Genomic DNA, 21,030 nt, shown 5'->3' with positions numbered 1-21,030 from the left:
TTCCTGTTCCATTTTCGTAATTTTTGTACGAGCTGGAGAACTACTTCTTTTTCAACTCCTTTTCGATCTCCAAATATTTTTTTAAAGTTGATTTTCCTGTCTTAAATAGTAAGCCTCCAAATAAATTTTCTATCATTTTAATGGTTATTTCGGAAACTAGTGAGAGCTCTCAACACGAGCACTTAAAATGTCTTCTGTTGAGATTTCAAGTAATTTCTCCAGGAACCTTATTGTTCCTATTATATTTTCCTCCGTTTTAACGTTTTCCATTTTCTTGTCAGCTATCAAATCATTAAGAACTTTTCTGAAAGCATGGCTTTTTATTAGCCACTCTCCAATCAGTTCCATTGTTGCAGATCTTTCAAATTCATTTTTCACAGCAAATAAACTTTCTCTTTTTGTTTCGATTATAGTAATAGCATTTAAATCCGAATTCATACGCATCTTAAAATATCTCTTTTCACTATTATAATAATTTTCATTTCTTAACCGAAAATACTCTACACCTATAGTGATTTCATAAAAAGAAGCTGTCTCTGTAACATATTGAATGTCTTTCACTTCAACATTTTTCAATAGATCTAGATAAGTTTCTATACCATACTGTGTATTTATCATTTTTGCATCCAATACATTCATGAACTTCACATCCTTTTCTACCATCATATTCATTGTTTTCATTACCATTTCACAAATAATGAGCTATTTTTCTTCACCTATTTTTATTGACTCTTTTTCTATTAAATGTGACAGATGTAATTCTGTTAGTTTTTTTCAACAACATGTCCACCAAATTCGTTTCTTAATGCAGCTACCACTTTACCTGTAAAAGTATCGCTGTCTAATGAACGGTAACGCATCAAAAGAGACATTGCGATAACAGGAGTGGCTGCTTGTAAATCTAAAGCTGTTTCAACTGTCCATTTCCCTTCACCAGAAGAGTGCATAATTCCTTTAATTTCATCTAGCTTTGCATCTTTTGAAAATGCACGTTCAGTCAACTCCATGAGCCATGAACGAATAACTGAGCCGTTATTCCACACTCTAGCCACTTTTTCGTAGTCAAAATCGAATTTGCTTTTTTCTAATACCTCGAATCCTTCACCAATCGCTGCCATCATACCGTATTCAATTCCATTGTGAACCATTTTTAAGAAATGACCGCTCCCTGCTTTACCAGCATAGATAAATCCGTTTTCGACAGCTGTATCCTTGAAAATAGGTTCCACGATGCTCCAGGCTTCTGGGTCTCCACCAATCATATAACATGCTCCATTACGAGCACCTTCCATTCCACCAGAAGTACCGGCATCCATAAAGTGAATTCCTACTTCCTTTAGCTGGTTATATCGGCGAATGGATTCCTTATAGTGAGAATTTCCAGCTTCAATTACGATATCTCCAGTGGCTAATAATGGTGTCATTTCATCAATTACTGAATCTACCACAGCATGCGGAACCATAATCCATACAACTCTTGGTTTCTCTAATGATTCAACAAGTTCTTTTAAATAAGATGTACCTTGAGCACCGTATTTCTTCATTTCTTCAACGGCACTTCCATTTACATCGAAAGCTACTACTTCGTGCTTGTTATCAATTAAATTTTGACCTAAGTTTAATCCCATTTTTCCTAAACCAATTAATCCAACTTTCATGTTCATTTCCTCCTTAATAATCTAAAAATGTTCATCATCTTTTATTACTACCACCATTTATAGCCTTCCTCTGCCAATAATTGATGGGAATCATCTGGTCCCATTGACCCGGATGGATATAATTGAAGGGGAATTGTATTTTCCTCAAAAGCCTCTAAGATAGGCTGTACCCATTTCCAAGACAACTCCACTTCTTTCCAATGCGCAAAGAATGTTGAGTCGCCACGCATTGCATCGTAAATTAAAAGCTCATACGCTTCAGGAACATCTGCTTGCTTAGCAGAAAAATCAACATTGACTGGTTCGATTTTTCCATTGTTTAATGGGTTTTTACTATTTAATTGTAATGAAACACTTTCGTTTGGATTGATTTCAATCACTAAAAGATTTGGCGCAGTTTCTTCTTCTTGAGTCCTATACAAATCCTTTAAAGTATTTTTGAATTCAATCACAATTCGGGTGGATTTCTCTGTCATTCTTTTTCCTGTACGGATATAGAAAGGAACCCCTCTCCAAAAATCATCGTCCACACATAGACGGACAGCCACAAATGTGTTATTTAAAGAAGAAGGAGCAACTTCAGGTTCTCCTGTATACCCAACAACTGGTTTACCTTGGATTTCACCAGGACCATATTGACCTCGAATCACATGATTCACCACATCCTCTTTCTTTAATGGACGAAGTGATTCTATTACTTTTCTCTTTTCATTGCGGATCTCTTCTGCACTAATTTGTTTTGGCAGCTGCATTGCTGTCATCATCAACATTTGCAGCATATGATTTTGAAACATGTCGCGAATAGCCCCGGCTTGATCATAATAACCAGCTCTCTCTTCAACCCCAACAGTTTCGCTTGCAGTAATTTGCACATTTGCAATGTATTGGTTGTTCCATAATGCTTGAAGCACTGGATTTGCAAATCCTAACGCTTCCAGGTTTTGTACCATCGGCTTTCCAAGATAGTGGTCGATGCGAAAAATTTCTTCTTCATCAAAAGCATTACTTAGTTTATCGTTTAATTCTTGAGCTGATTTTAAGTTATGTCCAAACGGTTTTTCGATCATTAGACGTTTCCAACCTTTAGTAGAACCTAGACCACTCTCTTTAATGTTGAAAGCAATTACATTAAAAAACTCTGGAGCAACAGATAGGTAGAACATACGATTTTCTGGAATATTCAATTCTTCTTCACGTTGTTTAACGAGTTCAAGTAATCCTTTATATCCTTCAGCCTTGATAGCATCTACATGGCTATACCGAAAGGCACGGATAAACACTTCAAAGTTTGAATCGTAATTTAGTGATCGTCTAGAAAATGTTTTTAAGGAATCTTCCACCTGGTTTTGGAAATCAGTATCTGATAAATCTTCTCTGCCCACCCCAATAATTGAGATGGGCAGAGGTAATTTTTGATCCAAAAATAAATTATATAGAGCCGGGAAGATTTTTCTTTTTGCTAAGTCCCCTGTCGCCCCAAATAAGACAAATGTCATTGCCTCCATTTTACATACCTCCATAATTAAAAATTTCACTTATGCCTATCTTAAAAAACTACTATAACTCTTAATAGCCAATCCCTGGCTTAGCCATATTTTTATTTGAACCTGCTTGGACCGTAATAATGATGTCCCTAAAATGCGAATAACCACATTTTGGGCAATAACCATTATTCGATGTGAAGGTTAGGCATCTTGAACAAACTTTGTGATGCTTTGCATATAACCCGAACATACTATTCACCCTTTCAATGTAGTAGACTGAATACGGAAGATCAGATGACTGATCAAAAACCAAAGTATTTCGTGAATCCAATGTTGCAACAAGATGTAAGTATAATACCTACATTTTTCAAATGGAAGTACGCACTTTTTATTTAAATAGTGATAAAAAAATAACATAGTAACAAAATGTATACTGTAGGAAATAAACTTATCTATTTTTGTGTAAATAAATTAAAAAGCCAGGGTGAGCATCCTCTCCCTGGCCACAAAAATATATGTGATATAAATTTGTTGAGAACAATATTCATTATGTGTTGATCTTTTGGCGTAATAAGCGAGCTATCTAAACCGGATGTCTCGCAAACATAAGAAGCTTCCATAATTGCATAAGGATCAACTGACAATATAATCCTTTTTAATTTCGAATAAATAAATGGATTGGTTTATACAATAGATTATTTTCTTCTTTTTACTTAAAAATCCACCTTCACCATATAAATAGGTAATACTCATATTCAATTCTTTGACTATCCTTACACAAATTTCGTCCGGTTTTTCTGTAATGATCATGACAGATTCCCCATGATTAAATCCATCCAAATCATAATTAATCATTTTTGCAACAATATAGTACACAGCAAGTGACAGCATGGCTTTTTCTAGTGAAAAGTCAAAAGCGGCAATATTAATAATTACAACATTAACAGCTAATAAAAATGTGCCAATCGATATTCGATGATGCCGGTTATACCATATAGCCAGCATTTCAATTCCATCGATTGCATTGTTTCTTTTAAAGTTAATAGTAAGACTATATAGCGGTTTGTCTTATAGTATACTTTTTAACACTATGTAAAATAAAAGTGCGTACTTTTAATGTTGAATCATACGTTGTATACTTGCAATTGTTCAGCGAGAGGACATGATATTCCTTATTGCTCGCAGGTACAGATAAAGCTATAAGAATTTATATTACTGTAAAGTATTATTACACTTTGGAGACTTTATCACTGTACAACAATAAAAAAATTATAGGAGTGAATATAGATGGAATTACAATTAGCATTAGATTTAGTAAATATCCCAGAAGCAATTGAGTTAGTTAAAGAAGTGGAGGAGCACATTGATATCGTTGAAATCGGTACACCGGTTGTAATCAATGAAGGTCTTCATGCTGTAAAAGCAGTTAAAAAAGCATTCCCTAACTTAAAGGTATTAGCAGACCTGAAAATCATGGATGCAGCTGGTTATGAAGTAATGAAAGCTTCTGAAGCAGGTGCAGATATCGTCACAATTCTTGGAACTGCTGAAGATATGTCAATCAAAGGTGCTGTTGAAGAAGCGAAAAAACAAGGTAAAAAAATCCTTGTTGATATGATTGCTGTAAAAGACCTTGCTGGACGTGCAAAAGAAGTGGACGCTATGGGCGTTGATTATATTTGTGTTCATACTGGCTACGATCTTCAAGCAGTTGGAAAGAACTCTTTTGAAGATTTACAAACCATCAAAGGTGTTGTAAAAAATGCTAAAACTGCAATCGCAGGTGGTATTAAATTAGACACACTTCCAGAAGTCATCAAAGTACAACCAGACCTTGTCATTGTAGGTGGCGGGATTACTGGACAAGCTGATAAAAAAGCTGTTGCTGCCAAAATGCAACAAATGATTAATCAAGGGTAATTCAGATCATGAATACCACTCAATACTAGCTGAAATCATAAAAGAGTTAAATCGCTCCGTAGATTTAATTTCGAAACTCCTAACTTTGAAAAAGATGACATCTTAATCATTGGATCAGGTTCAGGAGAAAAAGGTTTGGACATCAATAAAATGTACGGCAGACACGCAAACTTAGAATAAATATATTATTCCTCGAGTTCTAAATATGAAAGACCGCAAGCTGTTTCCATGCAAGATTGTGGTCTTTCTGTTAGAATGAACTACTTCAATTTGTAATAATTTTAGGAGTGATAAAATGATTTCTTTAAATGGAAAAACTGCAATAGTTACTGGCGCAGGAAGAGGCATTGGACGTGCTACTGCTATCGCCTTAGCAAAAGAAGGCGTTCATTTAGGCCTAATCGGCTTAAATATGTCCAATCTAGAAAAGGTAACTGCTGAACTAGCACAATTTGATGTAAAGGTTTCTGCAGCAACAGCAGATGTGACCGACCTTGAATCCGTTACCCATGCTGTTGAACATATCAAATCAGACTTAGGCCCAATTGATATCCTAATCAACAATGCTGGTGTTGCTAAATTTGGTGGGTTCCTTGATCTAACACCAGAAGAATGGGAAAAAATCATCCAAGTCAATTTAATGGGTGTGTATAATGTAACAAGAGCTGTATTACCAGGAATGATCGAAAGAAAATCAGGAGATATTATCAATATCTCTTCATCTGCTGGTCAAAAAGGTGCTCCTGTTACAAGTGCTTACAGTGCTTCTAAATTCGCTGTTTTAGGGCTAACAGAATCACTTATGCTAGAAGTAAGAAAACATAATGTCCGTGTTACTGCTTTAACACCAAGTACGGTCGTTACAGATTTAGCCATTGATACAAATCTTGTTAAAGGCAATGAAGAAAACGTGATGCACCCAGAAGACCTTGCAGAATTAGTTGTGGCTAGTTTAAAATTTAATCCAAGAGTATTCGTTAAAACAGCTGGATTATGGTCAACAAATCCATCATAAAACGAAGCAGATCCAGTGGGGTCTGCTTTTTTAGTTCATACAAAATACTCTTATATGTATCAGTGATACAAGGACATTACTTTCTCTAAATCAACAATTAACTGGTTAACTTCATTCTGTGCTAAGCGTACAAGCATTTGATCGTATAAAGTAATAATTTGCCCATCCTCTTCATGCTGATGTTTTATTAAATAATGATAGATATTATTTAACTGGTTTTCATTAAGGACCGACTCTGTTTCGAAATTCTTAACTTTCTGTAAGGAAAATTCATTGATAGTCGAATCAAATTCACCTGCAATAATGTTCCCTTTCACGAACATCCTCTCACTCCTCAAAGTCAGTATAGGATAGTTTTCCCACATAATATATTAAATAAATCTTTACTCCTCAAATTTAAAGAACATGAGGGCTTTTCAAAAGTTCGATTTATACCTTAGCATCAAAGATTATTCAAATAATATCCAATGGCATTTTCCTAGTAGGTTTAGGAAATACTTGATCAATTCTACTGAGATCTTCTTCAGTAAACTCAATTGTTGCTGCTTCAGCATTTGCTAAAACATGTTCTTCTTGAACCGCTTTTGGAATAGCGATTACGTTATTCGAACGGATAGTCCAAGCAAGAGCGATTTGTAATGGTTGGACATTGTATTTGTCAGCAATATCATGAATAACTGAATCGTTTAAAAGCTGTCTTCTTAAAGAGCCACCTTGAGCAAGGGGACTGTAGGCCATTATTGGCATGTTATGTTCACGCTGCCATGGTAAGAGATCGAAGTCGATTCCTCTTGAACCTAAATGGTATAGCACTTGGTTCGTCACACAATTTTTTCCATTCGTAGTGTTACATAGCTCTTCCATATCAGCCGTGTCAAAGTTAGACACGCCCCATCTTAAAATTTTCCCTTCTTCACGTAGTTTTTCCATTCCTTCAATTGTTTCCTCTAAAGGAACACGTCCTCTCCAGTGGAGAAGATATAAGTCCAAGTGGTCTGTTCCGAGTCGTTTTAAGCTATTTTCACATGCTTTTGAAATCTTATCTAAACCTGCATGATGGGGATACACTTTTGAGACTAAAAAGACTTCATTTCTGCGTCCTTTAATGGCTTCGCCAACTAAGCGTTCAGAGTCGCCATTTCCGTACATTTCAGCAGTGTCAATAAGTTTCATACCCAATTCTAAGCCGAGCTGCAAAGCTTTTATTTCTTTGTCTCTCACTTGGGGATTTTCCCCCATGTACCATGTTCCTTGTCCTAAACTAGGTAAAGAAGTGCCGTCAGGTAGGGTTACCACGTGTTTGGCTAATGCATTTTTAATTTCCGCTCTTTTCTTTTCATCCATTAGGCTCGACCCTTTCTTTTATGTATTTGGGTATCATCGAAGTAGAATGTTAGCGTCTCTTCGTATAAAGTACGCATATATTTAGAATTTCCGCAACCAGCAAAATCCTTCTTTGTTGCATGATATGGCCATTTCTGCTTCCATCTGTGCAAAAAATCAAAGAAGTGAGGATGGCTTATAAGTGTCTGACACTTTGAGTCATCCTCATCACTTCTATTCTAAACCAATTTATCAATCGACTTTGATATCAAATGGATTAGATCAGATGAGCTCCTCCATCGATAAGAACTGATGTGCCAGTTGTAAACCCATTTTTCACTAGGTAAACATAGGTTTCAGCAATATCTTTAGGTTGAGCAACACGTCCGACAGGTAATTGCTTAGCAATCCCATGGTACATATCTTGTCTTTGATCTTCTGGCATTCCGCCGTAAAGAGGAGTGTCAACGATACCAGGTGATACCACGTTTACTCTGATAGGTGCCAGGTCTACTGAAAGTCCTCGTACTAATCCATCGATTGCTGAATTAATGGAAGCTAGCGTAGTTGCACCTTGAGGAGGACGCACACCATATACACCAGAAGTTAATGTAATAGAACTTTCATTATTCAAGTATGGAAGAGCAGCACGAACCGAAATATACTGGCCCCAGAACTTACTATCAAAAGCCTCTCTTACGGTTGCAACAGGCAGTTCGCTAAAGTGACCCATAGCGCCTTCACCTGCAGTAACCACCAGGTGATCAAATTTCCCAACCTTCTTGAAAAAGTCTGCAACCTTTTCCTCGCTGCGAAAGTCGATTTCATAGCCCTCTACGTTACCACCAAGCTTCACTTTTGCGTCAGATAATTTTGAAGCAGAACGGCTAGCAATAATGACTTGAGCGGATTCATCGAGAAACGCCTTAGCAGCCGCTAAACCAATACCAGACGTACCTCCTAAAACAACCACTCTTTTTCCTTTTAATGACAACGTCATAACCTCCTTTATTCATATATAATATACAAATTTTCTATTCTCTAGTATCAAACAGGATGCTAACTAATGTAAGCAAATATTACGATTTATTATTAGAAGGGTTGGCTTTCGGTAATATAAGCGACCTATCTATACCAGATGTTTCACAAACATAGGATGCCTCCATAATAGCTGATGGATCTGCTGCTAAAACGACACTTTGTAATTTGGAAAAAATAAACCTGTTCGTTATACAATAAATAACCTTCTTTCTTTCCCCTAAAAAACCGCCTTCTCCATATAAAAATGTGATGCTGATATTTAAATGATTGATAATACTATCTCCAACTTCATCCGGTTTTTCTGAAATGATCATGACAGATTTCCCACGATTTAATCCATCTAAAACATAATTAATCATTTTCGTCACTATATAAAAAACCGCCAGAGAAAGCATGGCCTGTTCCAATGAATAGACAAGCGCTGCAATCGTAAATATGAAAGCATTCACGACTAATAAAAATGAGGCAATCGGAAATCGATAGTGTTGGTTAAACCAAATCGCCAGCATTTCAGTGCCATCTATTGCACCGCCAAACTTTACAACGATTCCTATCCCAACTCCTAAGATTACCCCACCGTATAAAACAATTAATACTTCAGATTGAGTAATAGGAGGAATTGATTTAAATAGTACTAAACCAACGGTAGTAATGATATTTGCATATAGAGTTCTAATGACAAAGGTTTTACCCACTTCTTTAGCTGTAAAAATTAAGATAGGAATATTTAAGCCCAAAAATACAACATAAATTGGGATTCCCCATAAAGCATTGGCCATAATTGATAACGCTGTTACACCACCATCTACTAGCCCGTTTGGTGCTAACATCGTTTCTAATCCCATAGCAACGATTGACGCCCCCAAAGTTAAAAAAACATACTCAACAAATTTTTTCATCATCTCACCTTTAAATAGGTATTATTCTTGATTCCTTACTATAAAACAGTTCAGCTAAAATCCTTTACAACACAGGAATATTATTCACCTTTTTCCAGATTGTACTCCTTTATTTTCTTTATGCACTGGATCATTGCAAAAAAAAAGACCACAACTTGTGGTTTTTAATCCCCATTTTTTAGAACGATTGCAATGAGTTGCTGGACAAATAAAGCTGTATCAGATGGGCGATCATCTATTATATCGTTTACACAAGTTACAATCCATCCTAATAATTCAAAAGTTTTTATGGATTCCATAGTAGGATGTGATTCTCCAATGTTATTTCTCATATATAAAATACGCTTTAACTTTTCATGAAGTAAATCAGAAATTATCTCAAGTTTCCTACAGGTATCAATTAGCGTGAAAATGTTGACAAACTATTAGCTGGTTTTGTTGAAGAAAGTTATATTTTGTTAACTTTTGTACTATCTATTACATAGTCCACCTTTGGCATTTTATCGTAATTCGGTAGGTGGTTTTGTTTTTGGTACCATTGATATGCTTTTAATATTCCAACCTTTAGGTTAATTTTAGGTGAATACAACCCTGAATTTTTAAGTTTTTCCGTTGACATCAAAAACGTATTATCACGAAATGGGAAAAACTCCCTTGGCACAACTCCTATTTCATTCATTTTGGTCGTTGAAATTTGCACCTTAGGGACCTCTTGTTCTAATACCGATATAGCTGTTTTGATTAATTGTCCCCAAGATACCTCTTCAGAGTTTGCCAAATTATATACCTGTCCAATTGAATTCTCGTTAAAAATCGTACTTGAAAATACGTTAACAAGGTCATCAATGTGTATAAACTGTACTAAGGTGTTACCATCACCTGGATAAGGTATAGGTAGTTTATATTGAATACGTTCAAACAGAAATGCTTCACTATACAGGTTGTTCCCTTCCCCATAAATATATGGAGGACGAAAAATGATTATAAATCCTGCACGTCTGCTTAATACCAACACTTAATAAATCATTCCATAAAAAGGTACTTTCCTTTTTGCGTAAAATATATCAGAATGTTGAAATATTAATTTGCTGTTCTGCCTCGATAAACAATCAAAGTAATGACATTTAATACGATGGTGACAATGAGAAGAGCTGTTGAAACGAACGTAATGGTATACATCGTGTCCAAAAGTGCACCCCAATCCTCAACCGTTACTTTATGATAGGTATAAAAAATCTGAAAACACAGCGAAATACTACACGCACTGATGCTTATAGTGGATAGAGTTACCCAATTTTTATTTTCTTGTTTTTTATCTCGCGTTAGATTAACAATAGGAAGTATCCAAGCAATTAGTCCAAGCAAGAGGCTTCCAATATTAAGTAAACCAAACATTTTTCTAATCCTCCAATGTATTTCGTTGTTTATTTTAATTCAACAATCCTGCTACTTTTCTTGAGTAACGATAACTGCCTTATGCAGTAATCGCACCCGATATTGTATCTCTTTAAAGGAAAGTGCCTAAAATAAGTAACTGATGAAAAAAACATCAATTTTCACTATCCTATAAGTACCTCACAAGTTGATAATCTTTTTTTACGAACGAACCGTTTTTATTTAACTAAGGATGGATTGATTCAAAAAAAGAGTACTTCTCCTTCTTGAAGAAATGCAATCGTTTGTGGAAGAAAGGATTCATCACCGTATAAAAACACCCCTTATAGCAAATAATTTTGTTAGATTTCTTAATGTTGAGGGGCTATTTCATGAGAAATGTTATAAATGAGATTAAATCCGAGTTTTCCAAACATGACGACTTTTTCTTCGAAGAAGAGTTCTTAGATGAATCAGCTTTCTTTCTCCTGGGATTTAATACACTAATAGATACAACTAGGTCTAAACTATATGTTCAACAAATAGCCGTTTCGTCCCCTTCGGTAAAAGTACTTTTCAAAAACCTTAGTGACCAGATTAACGTTAATAAAGAAAAAATTATTGAAGCCGTATTAGATGGAAAATTGGTGCTCATTTCTGAAAATGGAGAACAAAATGCCATTGTTGACCCCATTTCTCAAAATCTGAAGAGGAGCATTGAAGAACCTAAGAATGAAAGTCCTATTCAAGCCTCAATGGACGCATTTGGAGATGATATAAATATTAATGTTGGAATGATTAGAAAAAGGTTGAATACTGAACGACTGTGCCATTATTCCTATCATGTTGGAGACCTTGAGAAGAGAAAGATGTCAATGCTCTTTATTAAAGGGAGTGCTCCTAATGTTCTTGTTGAAAAAGTCAATCAGCAGTTAAGACAAATTAAATCAGATATAGAATCCATCGATGACCTAAATCAACATTTTGGTAAACGTAGGTTCAGTCCTGTCAGTCATCTATTCACAACTGAACTTCCGATTTCAACCATCCATGCCTTAAAAAAGAACAGAATCGTTCTTTTTATTGATAATTGCCCCTTCGCCCTTGTTTTTCCTCATTTACTCTGGGACATGTTTAGTAGTATTAACGATAGAAATTTTACCTTTCCATTGTCAGTTATGCTTAGAGTCTTTAGAATTATTGGAGCAGTTGCAACGCTAATACTACCCGCTCTTTATGTAGCTTTGGTTTCAGTGAATCCTGAAGTTTTTAAAACTGACCTTGCGCTGTTTGTTATAAAAAGCAGGGAAGGTATTCCTTTATCTGCGTTTCTTGAAACAATTGTCATGGTCGTTCTCGTGGATTTGATTCTAGAGGCGATTGTAAGACTTCCTAAGAGCGTTGGTCCCTCTATTACCATGGTGGGAGGAATCATTTTGGGACAGGCGATGGTTGAAGCTAAGCTGGTCAGTAATTTACTAGTAATCGTTATTACCGCTGTTGTTATTGCTAGTTCGGCCGTAATCGGAATGCAAAACTCTTTATACATTCGTTTACTAAAGTATCCCATATTAATCTTAGCCTCAATTTTTGGGATTCTAGGTGTCTGTATAGGTTTAATTTTCACAATTATATATTTAGCAAGTTTAACATCGAACGACATTCCATATACAACGTTTCGTATTGATGAAAAGGAGACCTAAAGTGACTCGACGACTTCAAATAGGAATAACCTTCATTATCATACAAATGAGTTTTGGTTATTTAATTTATCCTGATCTCATATATGAGTTAACCAATACAGCCCATTGGGAGTTGGTTATGTCCCATGGGATTGTCCAATTATTTTTAATTTGGGTTTATATTAAGGGTTTAAGTTATTATCCTCAAAATGATATCGTTGATATTTTTTTAAAAATAGGTAGATGGGCGGCATTCCTTTTCTTCATCCCGTTTGTCATCAACTTGATTGTTCTTGTTGCGTTTAATACTCGCCTGCATGCCGAGGTCATTATTTCAATATTTTTGCCTCGTACCCCGTATTGGTCAATCATGATACTGTTATTTTTTATTTCGGTATATACGGCTACAAAAGGAATCGGAACCATTTTGCGCTGCTCGGTCTTTATTTGCTTCATAGTTATTCCCTTAGTGATATTTAACTTTTTTTCTTCTTTAGTAAATTTTGATTTACATAATGTTACACAAGCTTGGGATTTACCTATCCAGTCCTGGATAGATATAAAATTTTTCTATCTTCTGGGTTTGTCACCGTTTTTATTTTTGGGATTTATGACTTCTGAAACAATTCTTTCATTCCGCCAACTTTTTCTAACGTGGATATGTGTAATACTATTCATTCTTTCAGTAGTATATATACCGGTGTTTATCTTTGGACAAGAAACCGTTGTTAGGCTTACCAATCCTTTTGTGGAAGCGATGGATTCAGTTGACATTAGCTGGTTTTCGTTTAACCGACAAGCAGTGTTCTTTGGTGTATCGTTGGTCGGATTAGTGATATTTGCAAATGCAGTAATACTTTGGATGATCGGTCACGTCGCGCAAAAAATGTTTAAATGCCGTAAAGCGAAAACATCTCATTGGATCATTAGCATCGCTGTACTCTCTTTTATTTTAGCATTGGTTGTTCCGAGCAAGACGTTGAATGAAAAATACTTTTTATGGAGTATAGGGGCACAAGCCTTTTTTATGGTTATGACTCCGTTTATCATTTTTATCTATGGTTTTGTTTCGGAAAGAAGCGTGTTGGAATATGAAAAGTAAAGGATTCAAACTTTTGATCATATTCATGTCATTAAACTTACTATGTGGCTGTTGGGATATTAAAGATATTGATAAACGAGCATTTCCTTTAGTTATGGGGATTTCAAAAGAAAACGAAGAAGATTATAAAGTAACCTTGCAGATACCTATTCCTCAAGAAGATAACAAATTATCGAGAACCGTTACAGGAAGTGGTAAAACCGTTGCAAATATTCTTGGTAAATTAAGCACAAACTTCGAAGATGCCATTGATTATTCACAAATACGATTAATTGTCATTCAAAGCGATTTGGCAAAAAACCACCAAGAGTTAAAGAAACTTATAAAATTCCTGATGGCTTCAGAAGAAATTCCGTCAAGAGCGTTGGTATCCATTACAGATGATAAGGTCGAGACTGTTTTATCCAATATAAATAAAAAATTAGGTGTACACGCTTCCTCTATATACGACTTTTTTAATAAAGGAGCTGGCTGGGCACCAGAAATATTTAGTATCCCTATCTGGGAAGTATATAGAAGCCTGTTTTCGTATACTAGGGATGTAGTAGTCCCTGTTGTTCGATCGGGAAAAGATACTGTATTAACCTTTGAGGGTGCGGCTATTTTTAAGAAAGGAAAATTTATTGAAACAATCAGCCCGGATGAAAGTCAATTAGTAAATTTGTTTCGAAACAATAGTCTAAAAGGAAGAATAGAGAGTCTCGGTTTTGCCAGTATCATTGTAACAAGCAGTTCAATTCAAAATGAAACATCACTGAAGGATAATATACCATTGGTGTCAAGCAACCTGCGTTTAAAAATGTACATCCTAGAAAGAAAAGAAGGAATCACAAATACTAAGATAAAAAAAGAGATTGAAAAACTTACTGAAAAACGATTTTATCATCTTTTAAAGAGTACGCAAGAAAACCGTACTGATATTTTGGGGTTCGGCCAACAATTTCAGCAGCAGATCTCATACCAAGAATTAAAAGACTGGAGAAATGAATATTATCCTAAAATGAAAGTAGATTTTAAGGTCCAGGCTAATATGGAGTAATGGTCGTTTACTCTCCAATTCAATTCGTTCTAAATTTACCTTAAACATAACCGTAGCTTAGAAACTTTTTAATGAATAATTGAACATTGGGTTATTCCACAATCTGGCCCGTTTCTGGAATAAAACATAAAAAGTTTCATATTTAAATCTGAATCGGCACGAAATCGGCATGCGGCTAATTTAGACATAAAAAAGCCTCGGTATAATCCTTATATACCAAGGCTTTTGGTCATTTATCCAATTGAACCTTCCATCTCGAACTTGATCAGGCGGTTCATTTCTACTGCATATTCCATTGGAAGCTCTTTTGTAAATGGCTCGATGAAGCCCATTACGATCATTTCTGTTGCTTCCTGTTCAGAAACACCACGGCTCATGAGGTAGAATAACTGATCTTCTGAAACCTTAGATACAGTTGCTTCGTGCTCAAGCGTAATGTTGTTGTTTAGAATCTCGTTGTACGGAATTGTATCTGATGTGGATTGGTTATCCATGATAAGCGTGTCACACTTAATGTTGGATTTAGATCCGTCAGATTTACGTCCGAAGTGAGCAATACCACGGTAAGTTACTTTACCGCCATGCTTAGAGATCGACTTGGATACGATTGTAGACGAACAATCCGGTGCAAGGTGCAATACTTTTGCTCCTGCATCCTGATGCTGTCCTTTACCAGCGATTGCGATAGATAGAATTGTACCTTTCGCACCGCGGCCTTTCATGATAACAGCAGGATATTTCATCGTTAGACGAGACCCGATGTTTCCATCTACCCATTCCATCGTTGCGTTCTCTTCAGCTACAGCACGCTTTGTAACAAGGTTGTAAATGTTGTTCGCCCAGTTTTGAATCGTTGTGTAACGGCAATAAGCGTTCTTTTTAACGATGATTTCAACAACCGCACTATGAAGTGAGTTTGTTGAATAAACAGGCGCAGTACAACCTTCTACGTAGTGTACTGAGCTGTCTTCATCCGCAATGATAAGCGTACGCTCGAACTGCCCCATGTTCTCAGAGTTGATTCGGAAGTATGCTTGAAGCGGAGTATCACATTTTACGCCTTTTGGTACGTAAATGAATGATCCACCAGACCATACTGCTGAGTTTAGAGCTGAGAATTTATTATCTGAAGGTGGAATGATTGTTCCGAAATGCTCACGGAAGATCTCTTCATGCTCTTTTAATGCTGTATCTGTATCTGTGAAAAGAATCCCTAAATCAGAAAGGTCTTCTTTCATGTTGTGATAAACAACCTCAGATTCATATTGTGCAGATACACCTGCAAGGTATTTTTGTTCAGCTTCTGGAATTCCAAGCTTGTCAAAAGTAGCCTTGATTTCCGCAGGTACTTCATCCCAAGATTTCTCGGATTTTTCAGATGGCTTAACATAATACGTAATATCATCAAAGTTTAAGTCCTTCATGTCTCCGCCCCATTGCGGCATCGGCATTTTGTAGAACTGCTCTAATGACTTCAATCGGAATTCAAGCATCCACTCAGGTTCACTCTTCATGCGTGAAATTTCTTCAACGATCTCTTTTGTCAAACCACGCTTAGATCTGAAAATGGATACGTCTTTATCTCTAAAACCATATTTATATTCGCCGATATCCGGCATCTTCTTAGCCATTGCAGAATCCCTCCTTACTGGATTGGCACTCTAATTCTTAAACTCAAGAGGAACTTATTCTTCCTCTTGTTTGCCTACTCCCTGTTCCATAGCCTTCCACGCAAGAGTGGCACACTTAATGCGGGCAGGGAATTTTGATACTCCTTGCAGAGCTTCGATGTCACCTAAATCGTAGGATCCATCATCATAATCGTTCCCTAACATCATATCATAAAAAATCTTAGCAAGCTTAAGTGCATCTTCAACAGGAAGTCCTTTTACTGCTTGCGTCATCATTGATGCTGATGCCAGACTGATGGAACATCCTTCACCGTCAAATTTAGCAGACTCGATCTTTCCATCTTCTACTTTTAAAGTAAGCTGGATACGGTCGCCGCATGTCGGGTTATTCATATTAATATTTAAGGCACCATCTTCCAAAATCCCTTTATTGCGGGGATTTTTATAATGGTCCATAATAACTTGCCGGTAAAGCTGATCTAAATTAGAAGACATGACCGAAATACTCCTTTGCTGTTGTGAGTCCTTTTATGAAAGCATCGACGTCATCTTCAGTGTTATACAGATAAAAACTGGCTCTGGCCGTTGCCGTTACATCAAGCCATTTCATGAGCGGCTGTGCACAATGGTGGCCGGCACGAACTGCTATTCCTTCTGAATCAAGGACTGTAGCTACATCATGTGGATGTACATCATCCAGGTTAAAGGTCACAAGTCCGGCGCGATGCTTAGGTCCAAAAATCGTAACTCCATCAAGTTCAGATAATCGTTCCATCGCATAATCAGCAAGTTCATGCTCTAATTTTAAAATGTTATCTAGCCCGATGTCTTCGAGAAAATCGATTGCTGCACCTAACCCGATCGCTCCTGCGATAATAGGAGTACCGCCTTCAAACTTCCATGGAAGCTCTTTCCACGTTGATTCCTGCAAACCAACGAAATCGATCATTTCCCCGCCGAATTCTACAGGCTCCATTTTATTAAGAAGTGCTTTCTTCCCGTATAGAACACCAATGCCTGTCGGTCCACACATTTTATGAGCAGAGAAGGCAAAGAAATCACAGTCAAGATCTTCGACATCCACTTTCATATGCGGAGCACTTTGGGCACCGTCAACCACCATCACAGCACCGTTCTTATGAGCGATCGCTGCGATTTCTTTAATAGGATTAATTGTTCCCAAAACATTAGAAACCTGCATAACTGAGACAATTTTAGTATGCTCTGTTACCGTTTTTTCAACATCTTGAAGATCAATCGTCCCGTCAGGCTGTAAAGGGATGTATTTTAGCGTTGCTCCAGTCACTTTCGCAACTTGCTGCCATGGAATGATGTTGCTGTGATGCTCCATGGGAGTGATCACAATTTCATCACCTTCAGAAAGGTTTGCCATTCCATAGCTTCTTGCAACCGTATTTATTGCGGTAGTTGTTCCACGTGTGAAAATAATCTCTTGCGTTGATTTAGCACCGATAAAACGGCGAACTTTTTCACGTGCTCCTTCGTATCCATCAGTTGCACGAGTTCCAAGAGTATGCACACCGCGGTGAACATTCGAATTATATTCCTTATAGTACTTATCTAAAGCTTCTATAACTTGTATCGGTTTTTGTGAAGTGGCCGCACTGTCAAGGTAGACAAGAGGTTTGCCGTTAACTTCCTGATCGAGGATAGGAAACAGCTTTCTCCATTCCTTTGTACTCATGTTAGCGCACTTTCCTTTCAATAACCTCTACTAGACGATTTTTAACAGATTCTAAAGGCATTTGGCTAACAACTGGTGCCAAGAATCCATGAATGATAAGACGCTCTGCTTCCGCTTTCGAAATTCCGCGGCTCATTAGATAGAACATTTGCAGCGGATCGATTCGGCCTACAGATGCAGCATGCCCTGCTGTAACGTCATCTTCATCAATTAAAAGAATCGGGTTAGCGTCACCACGTGCTTTTTCACTTAACATAAGAACACGTTCTGTTTGCTCACCATGAGATTTTGTAGCGCCGTGCTCAATCTTTGTAATACCGTTAAAAATAGAGCTGGCACTATCTTTCATTACCCCGTGAGTCAGGATGTAACCTTCAGAATGTTTTCCGTGGTTAAAGATTTGTGCAACAAAGTTTTGCTTTTGATCACCGCGTCCGATCGTAACAGTCTTCGTGTCAGTAAATGATCCATCTCCAATAAGGTGGGTCGTGTTATCAGAAACTGTATTTCCGTCATTGAACTGGCCCAGAGCCCACTCGATTCGAGCATCTTTTTCAGCACGGCCTCTGCGGTTCACGTATGTTGTCATTCCTTTTGCAAGGTTATCAACAGCACCGTAAACTACTTTCGCACCGCTGCCTGCATATACTTCAGACACGATGTTTGCTACTGATTCTGTGTTTTCGTTTGTAGAAAGGTAGTTTTCTACATACGTCACTGAGCTGTTGTCTTCTGCTGCAAGGATTACATGGTTAAACAGCGCTGCTTCATCATCTTGATAATAAACAGCTTGAATCGGTGCAGACACTTCAACATTTTTAGGAACAAAAAGGAACGCACCATTCATAAATAGTGATGCATGCAATGCTGTTAAGCGGTTTTCATCCGTTGCAACAGCTTTCATGATGTACTTTTTAGCTAAGTCTTCATGTTCTTTTGCAGCTGTTAAGAGATCCGTGTAGATAACTCCCTGGTCTTTAACTTCTTGCTCCAATGCGAAATACACTGGTGTACCGTTATGGATAACAAGAACGTTTTTTGCATTTTCTTCTGAACCAATCAATGCTTTAACGTCTTCTGGAAGTTCATTGAAAGCTACTGCTTTACCCGTTGCTTCATGTTTGAAATCTGTAAAGTTCCATTTATCAATCTTTGTTTTATCCGGTTTAGGCATTGGAAGATTTTGAGCCAATTCCAATGCTTGCAAACGAAGCTCCAGCAGCCAAGCGGGTTCCTGTCTGCTGCTTGAAAAACCGTTTACGTAGTCCTTATCAAATCTTAGGCTCGTATCAACTGACATGTATAGTCCCCCTTATTGCTTACGCTTCTTGACCGACAGTTTCGTCTTTAATACCTAACTCTTCTTTAATCCAGTCATAACCTTCTGCTTCAAGGCGCTGAGCGAGTTCCGGTCCTCCAGATTTCACAATACGGCCTTGCATCATTACGTGTACTTTGTCTGGTGTGATGTAGTTCAATAAACGCTGGTAGTGAGTAATGATTAAGCATCCGAAATCAGGGCTGCGCATTTCATTAACACCTTTTGCTACTACTTTAAGAGCATCGATATCAAGTCCTGAGTCGATTTCATCAAGGATTGCTAATTTCGGCTCAAGCATCATCATTTGCAGAATTTCGTTACGCTTCTTTTCTCCGCCAGAGAATCCTTCGTTTAAGTAACGGTGAGCGAAAGCGTTATCCATTTCAAGGTGATCCATCTTCTTGTCTAACTCACGGATGAACTTCATTAGTGAAATTTCATCGCCTTCTTCACGCTTTGCATTAATTGCAGATCGAAGGAAGTCTGCGTTCGTAATACCGCTTACTTCTGATGGATATTGCATAGCTAGGAATAGACCAGCTTGTGCACGCTCATCAACTTCCATTTCTAAAAGGTCTTCACCATTGAATGTAACCTTCCCTGATGTTACTTCGTATTTCGGGTGCCCCATTAACGCTGCAGAAAGAGTAGACTTACCTGTTCCGTTCGGCCCCATGATTGCATGGATTTCTCCACCATTTATTTCGAGATCTAAACCTTTAATAATCTCTTTATCTTCAATCGATACACGAAGATCTTCAATCTTTAAATTAGGTGCTGACATAATACAACCTCCATTAAGAAATCATTCTTAAGATTTTTGAAATAAGGCATTAAATAGCCATTCTCAATTTATTCTCATTCTAATCTTATAACAAATGAAAAGTATGTTCAAGGGAACGAGCCATGAACTTTACCATTGTGTTCATATAATTCATTGTTTATTTGAGAAATTCGAAAAAAGGCTAACTCATCAGGCATTATATCACCTTTTGAGTCAGCCTTTTGTTTTTATTTCCTATCTTTACGGCGTGTGATTCCTAGTTGCATCAGCCGCTACTTCTAAACCTTTTTTATATTCCTTTTCACGGTCTTTCTCAACATCTAACCGCTTCTCCAAGTCCCTTTCATACTCTGCAAAACCGCAACCATGTGATTGGTGCATTGCTTTTTCCATTTCAGATGTATGCTTTACTTTTATGGGGTGGATAATGAATCAATCCTTTCGAGTTTAGATAGTTATAGCTTATCAGCAGCTCTTCAGATCTACAACTTGCATATGATACAATGCCAAGTTTTGTGAGAGGTTACTGCGTGCTTTCATCTATAGAAGATGAACATCCCTTTATAATCCTGCTAAATCCGCTACATTACTTCCATTACCTTTTCTAACATGAATAAAACATGTAAATGTATGGAAAAGTTAATGGCGTGGTTTATTTAACTCTTTAATACATTCTTGAACAAGGGTTACTCCCTGGCTCATAGCTGCTCCACCGCCGAATGCGGCAGACACGCCTACAGCTTCCAGGATTTCATTTTCAGAACATCCTTGATCCAGACATCCCTTTGTATGATAAATGATGCAATATTCATCTTGTGAATAGATACTGATCCCCAGCGCGATTAGCTGTTTATATTTTTCGGAAATTTCGCCTTCCTTGAAACAGTGGCGTGTAAATTCATTATATGCATGTGTTAATTCAGGCATATTTTCGTTATATTTTCCTAAACCTTCTTTATACCGGATAAGATGATATTGTGCAGAATTTGATCCTGGCATTTGTTGATCCTCTTGTTTCATGTTGTCGTTACACTCCTGTCACTTTTTAGTAA

The 21,030-nt window shown here is 37.1% G+C and carries 22 protein-coding genes; 5 read left to right on the top strand and 17 right to left on the bottom strand.

Annotated elements, in window-relative coordinates; all coding sequences use genetic code 11:
* Positions 1-156 precede the first annotated feature (156 nt).
* From ACFW35_RS04110 to ACFW35_RS04095, 4 genes are all read right to left on the bottom strand, one after another.
* Positions 157-639, bottom strand: coding sequence for a hypothetical protein (locus ACFW35_RS04110; protein ID WP_379843977.1), 483 nt, complete (start codon positions 637-639; stop codon positions 157-159).
* A 125-nt stretch (positions 640-764) separates the two neighbouring features.
* Positions 765-1,658 (bottom strand): phosphogluconate dehydrogenase (NAD(+)-dependent, decarboxylating), encoded by an 894-nt coding sequence (gene gnd, locus ACFW35_RS04105; RefSeq protein ID WP_379843976.1) that lies wholly within the window; start codon positions 1,656-1,658, stop codon positions 765-767.
* Between the two features lie 47 nt (positions 1,659-1,705).
* Positions 1,706-3,163: a glucose-6-phosphate dehydrogenase gene (gene zwf / locus ACFW35_RS04100; RefSeq protein ID WP_379847376.1), complete on the bottom strand. Its 1,458-nt coding sequence runs from the start codon at positions 3,161-3,163 to the stop codon at positions 1,706-1,708.
* Between the two features lie 612 nt (positions 3,164-3,775).
* Positions 3,776-4,147, bottom strand: coding sequence for a YitT family protein (locus tag ACFW35_RS04095; protein ID WP_379843974.1), 372 nt, complete (start codon positions 4,145-4,147; stop codon positions 3,776-3,778).
* Positions 4,148-4,429: 282 nt separating this feature from the next.
* Here ACFW35_RS04095 and hxlA point away from each other — a divergent pair, with 282 nt between their 5' ends.
* Both hxlA and ACFW35_RS04085 read left to right on the top strand, forming a co-directional pair.
* Entirely contained in the window at positions 4,430-5,062 is a 633-nt protein-coding gene (gene hxlA, locus ACFW35_RS04090) for a 3-hexulose-6-phosphate synthase (protein ID WP_379843972.1), read from the top strand.
* Between the two features lie 295 nt (positions 5,063-5,357).
* A complete protein-coding gene (locus tag ACFW35_RS04085; protein WP_379843971.1) occupies positions 5,358-6,077 on the top strand; it encodes a 3-ketoacyl-ACP reductase in 720 nt (239 codons plus the stop codon).
* Positions 6,078-6,136: 59 nt separating this feature from the next.
* Here the strand turns inward: ACFW35_RS04085 and ACFW35_RS04080 are convergent, their stop codons facing one another.
* From ACFW35_RS04080 to ACFW35_RS04055, 6 genes are all read right to left on the bottom strand, one after another.
* A complete protein-coding gene (locus ACFW35_RS04080; protein WP_077359592.1) occupies positions 6,137-6,400 on the bottom strand; it encodes a hypothetical protein in 264 nt (87 codons plus the stop codon).
* 130 nt (positions 6,401-6,530) lie between these two features.
* On the bottom strand, positions 6,531-7,421 hold the full coding sequence (locus ACFW35_RS04075; protein WP_379843969.1) for an aldo/keto reductase: 891 nt from the start codon (positions 7,419-7,421) through the stop codon (positions 6,531-6,533).
* A gap of 256 nt (positions 7,422-7,677) precedes the next feature.
* A complete protein-coding gene (locus ACFW35_RS04070) occupies positions 7,678-8,400 on the bottom strand; it encodes an SDR family oxidoreductase (protein ID WP_379843967.1) in 723 nt (240 codons plus the stop codon).
* 79 nt (positions 8,401-8,479) lie between these two features.
* The gene (locus tag ACFW35_RS04065) at positions 8,480-9,340 is read right to left on the bottom strand and encodes a YitT family protein (RefSeq protein ID WP_379843965.1); all 861 of its coding nucleotides are present in this window, start codon (positions 9,338-9,340) and stop codon (positions 8,480-8,482) included.
* 448 nt (positions 9,341-9,788) lie between these two features.
* Positions 9,789-10,355 carry an NAD-dependent epimerase/dehydratase family protein gene (locus ACFW35_RS04060; RefSeq protein WP_379843964.1) on the bottom strand — a complete coding sequence of 189 codons (567 nt, stop codon included), beginning with the start codon at positions 10,353-10,355 and terminating at the stop codon, positions 9,789-9,791.
* 65 nt (positions 10,356-10,420) lie between these two features.
* Positions 10,421-10,735 carry a hypothetical protein gene (locus ACFW35_RS04055; protein WP_379843962.1) on the bottom strand — a complete coding sequence of 105 codons (315 nt, stop codon included), beginning with the start codon at positions 10,733-10,735 and terminating at the stop codon, positions 10,421-10,423.
* Between the two features lie 371 nt (positions 10,736-11,106).
* Between ACFW35_RS04055 and ACFW35_RS04050 the strand changes: the two genes are divergently transcribed.
* From ACFW35_RS04050 to ACFW35_RS04040, 3 genes are read left to right on the top strand one after another with little or no spacing between them, the layout of a single operon-like run.
* Positions 11,107-12,417: a spore germination protein gene (locus ACFW35_RS04050; protein ID WP_379843961.1), complete on the top strand. Its 1,311-nt coding sequence runs from the start codon at positions 11,107-11,109 to the stop codon at positions 12,415-12,417.
* A 1-nt stretch (position 12,418) separates the two neighbouring features.
* Positions 12,419-13,498: a GerAB/ArcD/ProY family transporter gene (locus ACFW35_RS04045; RefSeq protein ID WP_379843959.1), complete on the top strand. Its 1,080-nt coding sequence runs from the start codon at positions 12,419-12,421 to the stop codon at positions 13,496-13,498.
* Complete coding sequence (locus ACFW35_RS04040) at positions 13,488-14,537, top strand: Ger(x)C family spore germination protein (protein ID WP_379843957.1); 1,050 nt, start codon at positions 13,488-13,490, stop codon at positions 14,535-14,537. The genes ACFW35_RS04045 and ACFW35_RS04040 overlap by 11 nt, the downstream gene beginning before the upstream one ends.
* Before the next feature lie 233 nt (positions 14,538-14,770).
* Here the strand turns inward: ACFW35_RS04040 and sufB are convergent, their stop codons facing one another.
* The 7 genes from sufB to ACFW35_RS04005 all read right to left on the bottom strand — a co-directional run bounded on the left by sufB (position 14,771) and on the right by ACFW35_RS04005 (position 20,998).
* On the bottom strand, positions 14,771-16,168 hold the full coding sequence (gene sufB, locus ACFW35_RS04035) for a Fe-S cluster assembly protein SufB (RefSeq protein WP_130294096.1): 1,398 nt from the start codon (positions 16,166-16,168) through the stop codon (positions 14,771-14,773).
* Positions 16,169-16,222: 54 nt separating this feature from the next.
* Complete coding sequence (gene sufU, locus ACFW35_RS04030) at positions 16,223-16,663, bottom strand: Fe-S cluster assembly sulfur transfer protein SufU (RefSeq protein ID WP_066292297.1); 441 nt, start codon at positions 16,661-16,663, stop codon at positions 16,223-16,225.
* On the bottom strand, positions 16,653-17,873 hold the full coding sequence (locus ACFW35_RS04025; protein ID WP_379843955.1) for a cysteine desulfurase: 1,221 nt from the start codon (positions 17,871-17,873) through the stop codon (positions 16,653-16,655). Before ACFW35_RS04025 ends, sufU begins: the two co-directional genes overlap by 11 nt.
* Position 17,874: 1 nt before the next feature.
* Positions 17,875-19,173, bottom strand: a complete 1,299-nt coding sequence (gene sufD, locus ACFW35_RS04020; RefSeq protein ID WP_379843954.1) for a Fe-S cluster assembly protein SufD — start codon at positions 19,171-19,173, stop codon at positions 17,875-17,877.
* A gap of 19 nt (positions 19,174-19,192) precedes the next feature.
* Positions 19,193-19,978, bottom strand: coding sequence for a Fe-S cluster assembly ATPase SufC (gene sufC / locus ACFW35_RS04015; RefSeq protein WP_077359600.1), 786 nt, complete (start codon positions 19,976-19,978; stop codon positions 19,193-19,195).
* 240 nt (positions 19,979-20,218) lie between these two features.
* Entirely contained in the window at positions 20,219-20,371 is a 153-nt protein-coding gene (locus ACFW35_RS04010) for a hypothetical protein (RefSeq protein ID WP_165389351.1), read from the bottom strand.
* Positions 20,372-20,617: 246 nt separating this feature from the next.
* Complete coding sequence (locus ACFW35_RS04005; protein WP_077359601.1) at positions 20,618-20,998, bottom strand: carboxymuconolactone decarboxylase family protein; 381 nt, start codon at positions 20,996-20,998, stop codon at positions 20,618-20,620.
* Positions 20,999-21,030: the final 32 nt, after the last annotated feature.

Origin of the sequence: Fictibacillus sp. NPDC058756 (assembly GCF_042746035.1) — a bacterium.
Taxonomy (GTDB): Bacteria; Bacillota; Bacilli; order Bacillales; family Fictibacillaceae; genus Fictibacillus.
The sequence above is the reverse complement of the archived record's forward strand: the minus strand, read 5'-3'. Positions and strand labels throughout refer to the sequence as shown.

Excerpts from the sequence above, each read along its gene's own strand:
- ACFW35_RS04025 (WP_379843955.1), bottom strand. The coding sequence starts at position 17,873 with ATGAGTACAAAGGAATGGAGAAAGCTGTTTCCTATCCTCGATCAGGAA.
- sufD (WP_379843954.1), bottom strand. The coding sequence starts at position 19,173 with ATGTCAGTTGATACGAGCCTAAGATTTGATAAGGACTACGTAAACGGT.
- ACFW35_RS04065 (WP_379843965.1), bottom strand. The coding sequence starts at position 9,340 with ATGAAAAAATTTGTTGAGTATGTTTTTTTAACTTTGGGGGCGTCAATC.
- ACFW35_RS04075 (WP_379843969.1), bottom strand. The coding sequence starts at position 7,421 with ATGGATGAAAAGAAAAGAGCGGAAATTAAAAATGCATTAGCCAAACAC.
- gnd (WP_379843976.1), bottom strand. The coding sequence starts at position 1,658 with ATGAAAGTTGGATTAATTGGTTTAGGAAAAATGGGATTAAACTTAGGT.
- ACFW35_RS04010 (WP_165389351.1), bottom strand. The coding sequence starts at position 20,371 with ATGGAAAAAGCAATGCACCAATCACATGGTTGCGGTTTTGCAGAGTAT.
- sufB (WP_130294096.1), bottom strand. The coding sequence starts at position 16,168 with ATGGCTAAGAAGATGCCGGATATCGGCGAATATAAATATGGTTTTAGA.
- ACFW35_RS04080 (WP_077359592.1), bottom strand. The coding sequence starts at position 6,400 with ATGTTCGTGAAAGGGAACATTATTGCAGGTGAATTTGATTCGACTATC.
- sufC (WP_077359600.1), bottom strand. The coding sequence starts at position 19,978 with ATGTCAGCACCTAATTTAAAGATTGAAGATCTTCGTGTATCGATTGAA.
- ACFW35_RS04005 (WP_077359601.1), bottom strand. The coding sequence starts at position 20,998 with ATGAAACAAGAGGATCAACAAATGCCAGGATCAAATTCTGCACAATAT.
- ACFW35_RS04110 (WP_379843977.1), bottom strand. The coding sequence starts at position 639 with ATGAATGTATTGGATGCAAAAATGATAAATACACAGTATGGTATAGAA.
- ACFW35_RS04050 (WP_379843961.1), top strand. The coding sequence starts at position 11,107 with ATGAGAAATGTTATAAATGAGATTAAATCCGAGTTTTCCAAACATGAC.
- ACFW35_RS04095 (WP_379843974.1), bottom strand. The coding sequence starts at position 4,147 with ATGCTGGCTATATGGTATAACCGGCATCATCGAATATCGATTGGCACA.
- ACFW35_RS04055 (WP_379843962.1), bottom strand. The coding sequence starts at position 10,735 with ATGTTTGGTTTACTTAATATTGGAAGCCTCTTGCTTGGACTAATTGCT.
- ACFW35_RS04040 (WP_379843957.1), top strand. The coding sequence starts at position 13,488 with ATGAAAAGTAAAGGATTCAAACTTTTGATCATATTCATGTCATTAAAC.
- hxlA (WP_379843972.1), top strand. The coding sequence starts at position 4,430 with ATGGAATTACAATTAGCATTAGATTTAGTAAATATCCCAGAAGCAATT.
- sufU (WP_066292297.1), bottom strand. The coding sequence starts at position 16,663 with ATGTCTTCTAATTTAGATCAGCTTTACCGGCAAGTTATTATGGACCAT.
- zwf (WP_379847376.1), bottom strand. The coding sequence starts at position 3,163 with ATGGAGGCAATGACATTTGTCTTATTTGGGGCGACAGGGGACTTAGCA.
- ACFW35_RS04085 (WP_379843971.1), top strand. The coding sequence starts at position 5,358 with ATGATTTCTTTAAATGGAAAAACTGCAATAGTTACTGGCGCAGGAAGA.
- ACFW35_RS04070 (WP_379843967.1), bottom strand. The coding sequence starts at position 8,400 with ATGACGTTGTCATTAAAAGGAAAAAGAGTGGTTGTTTTAGGAGGTACG.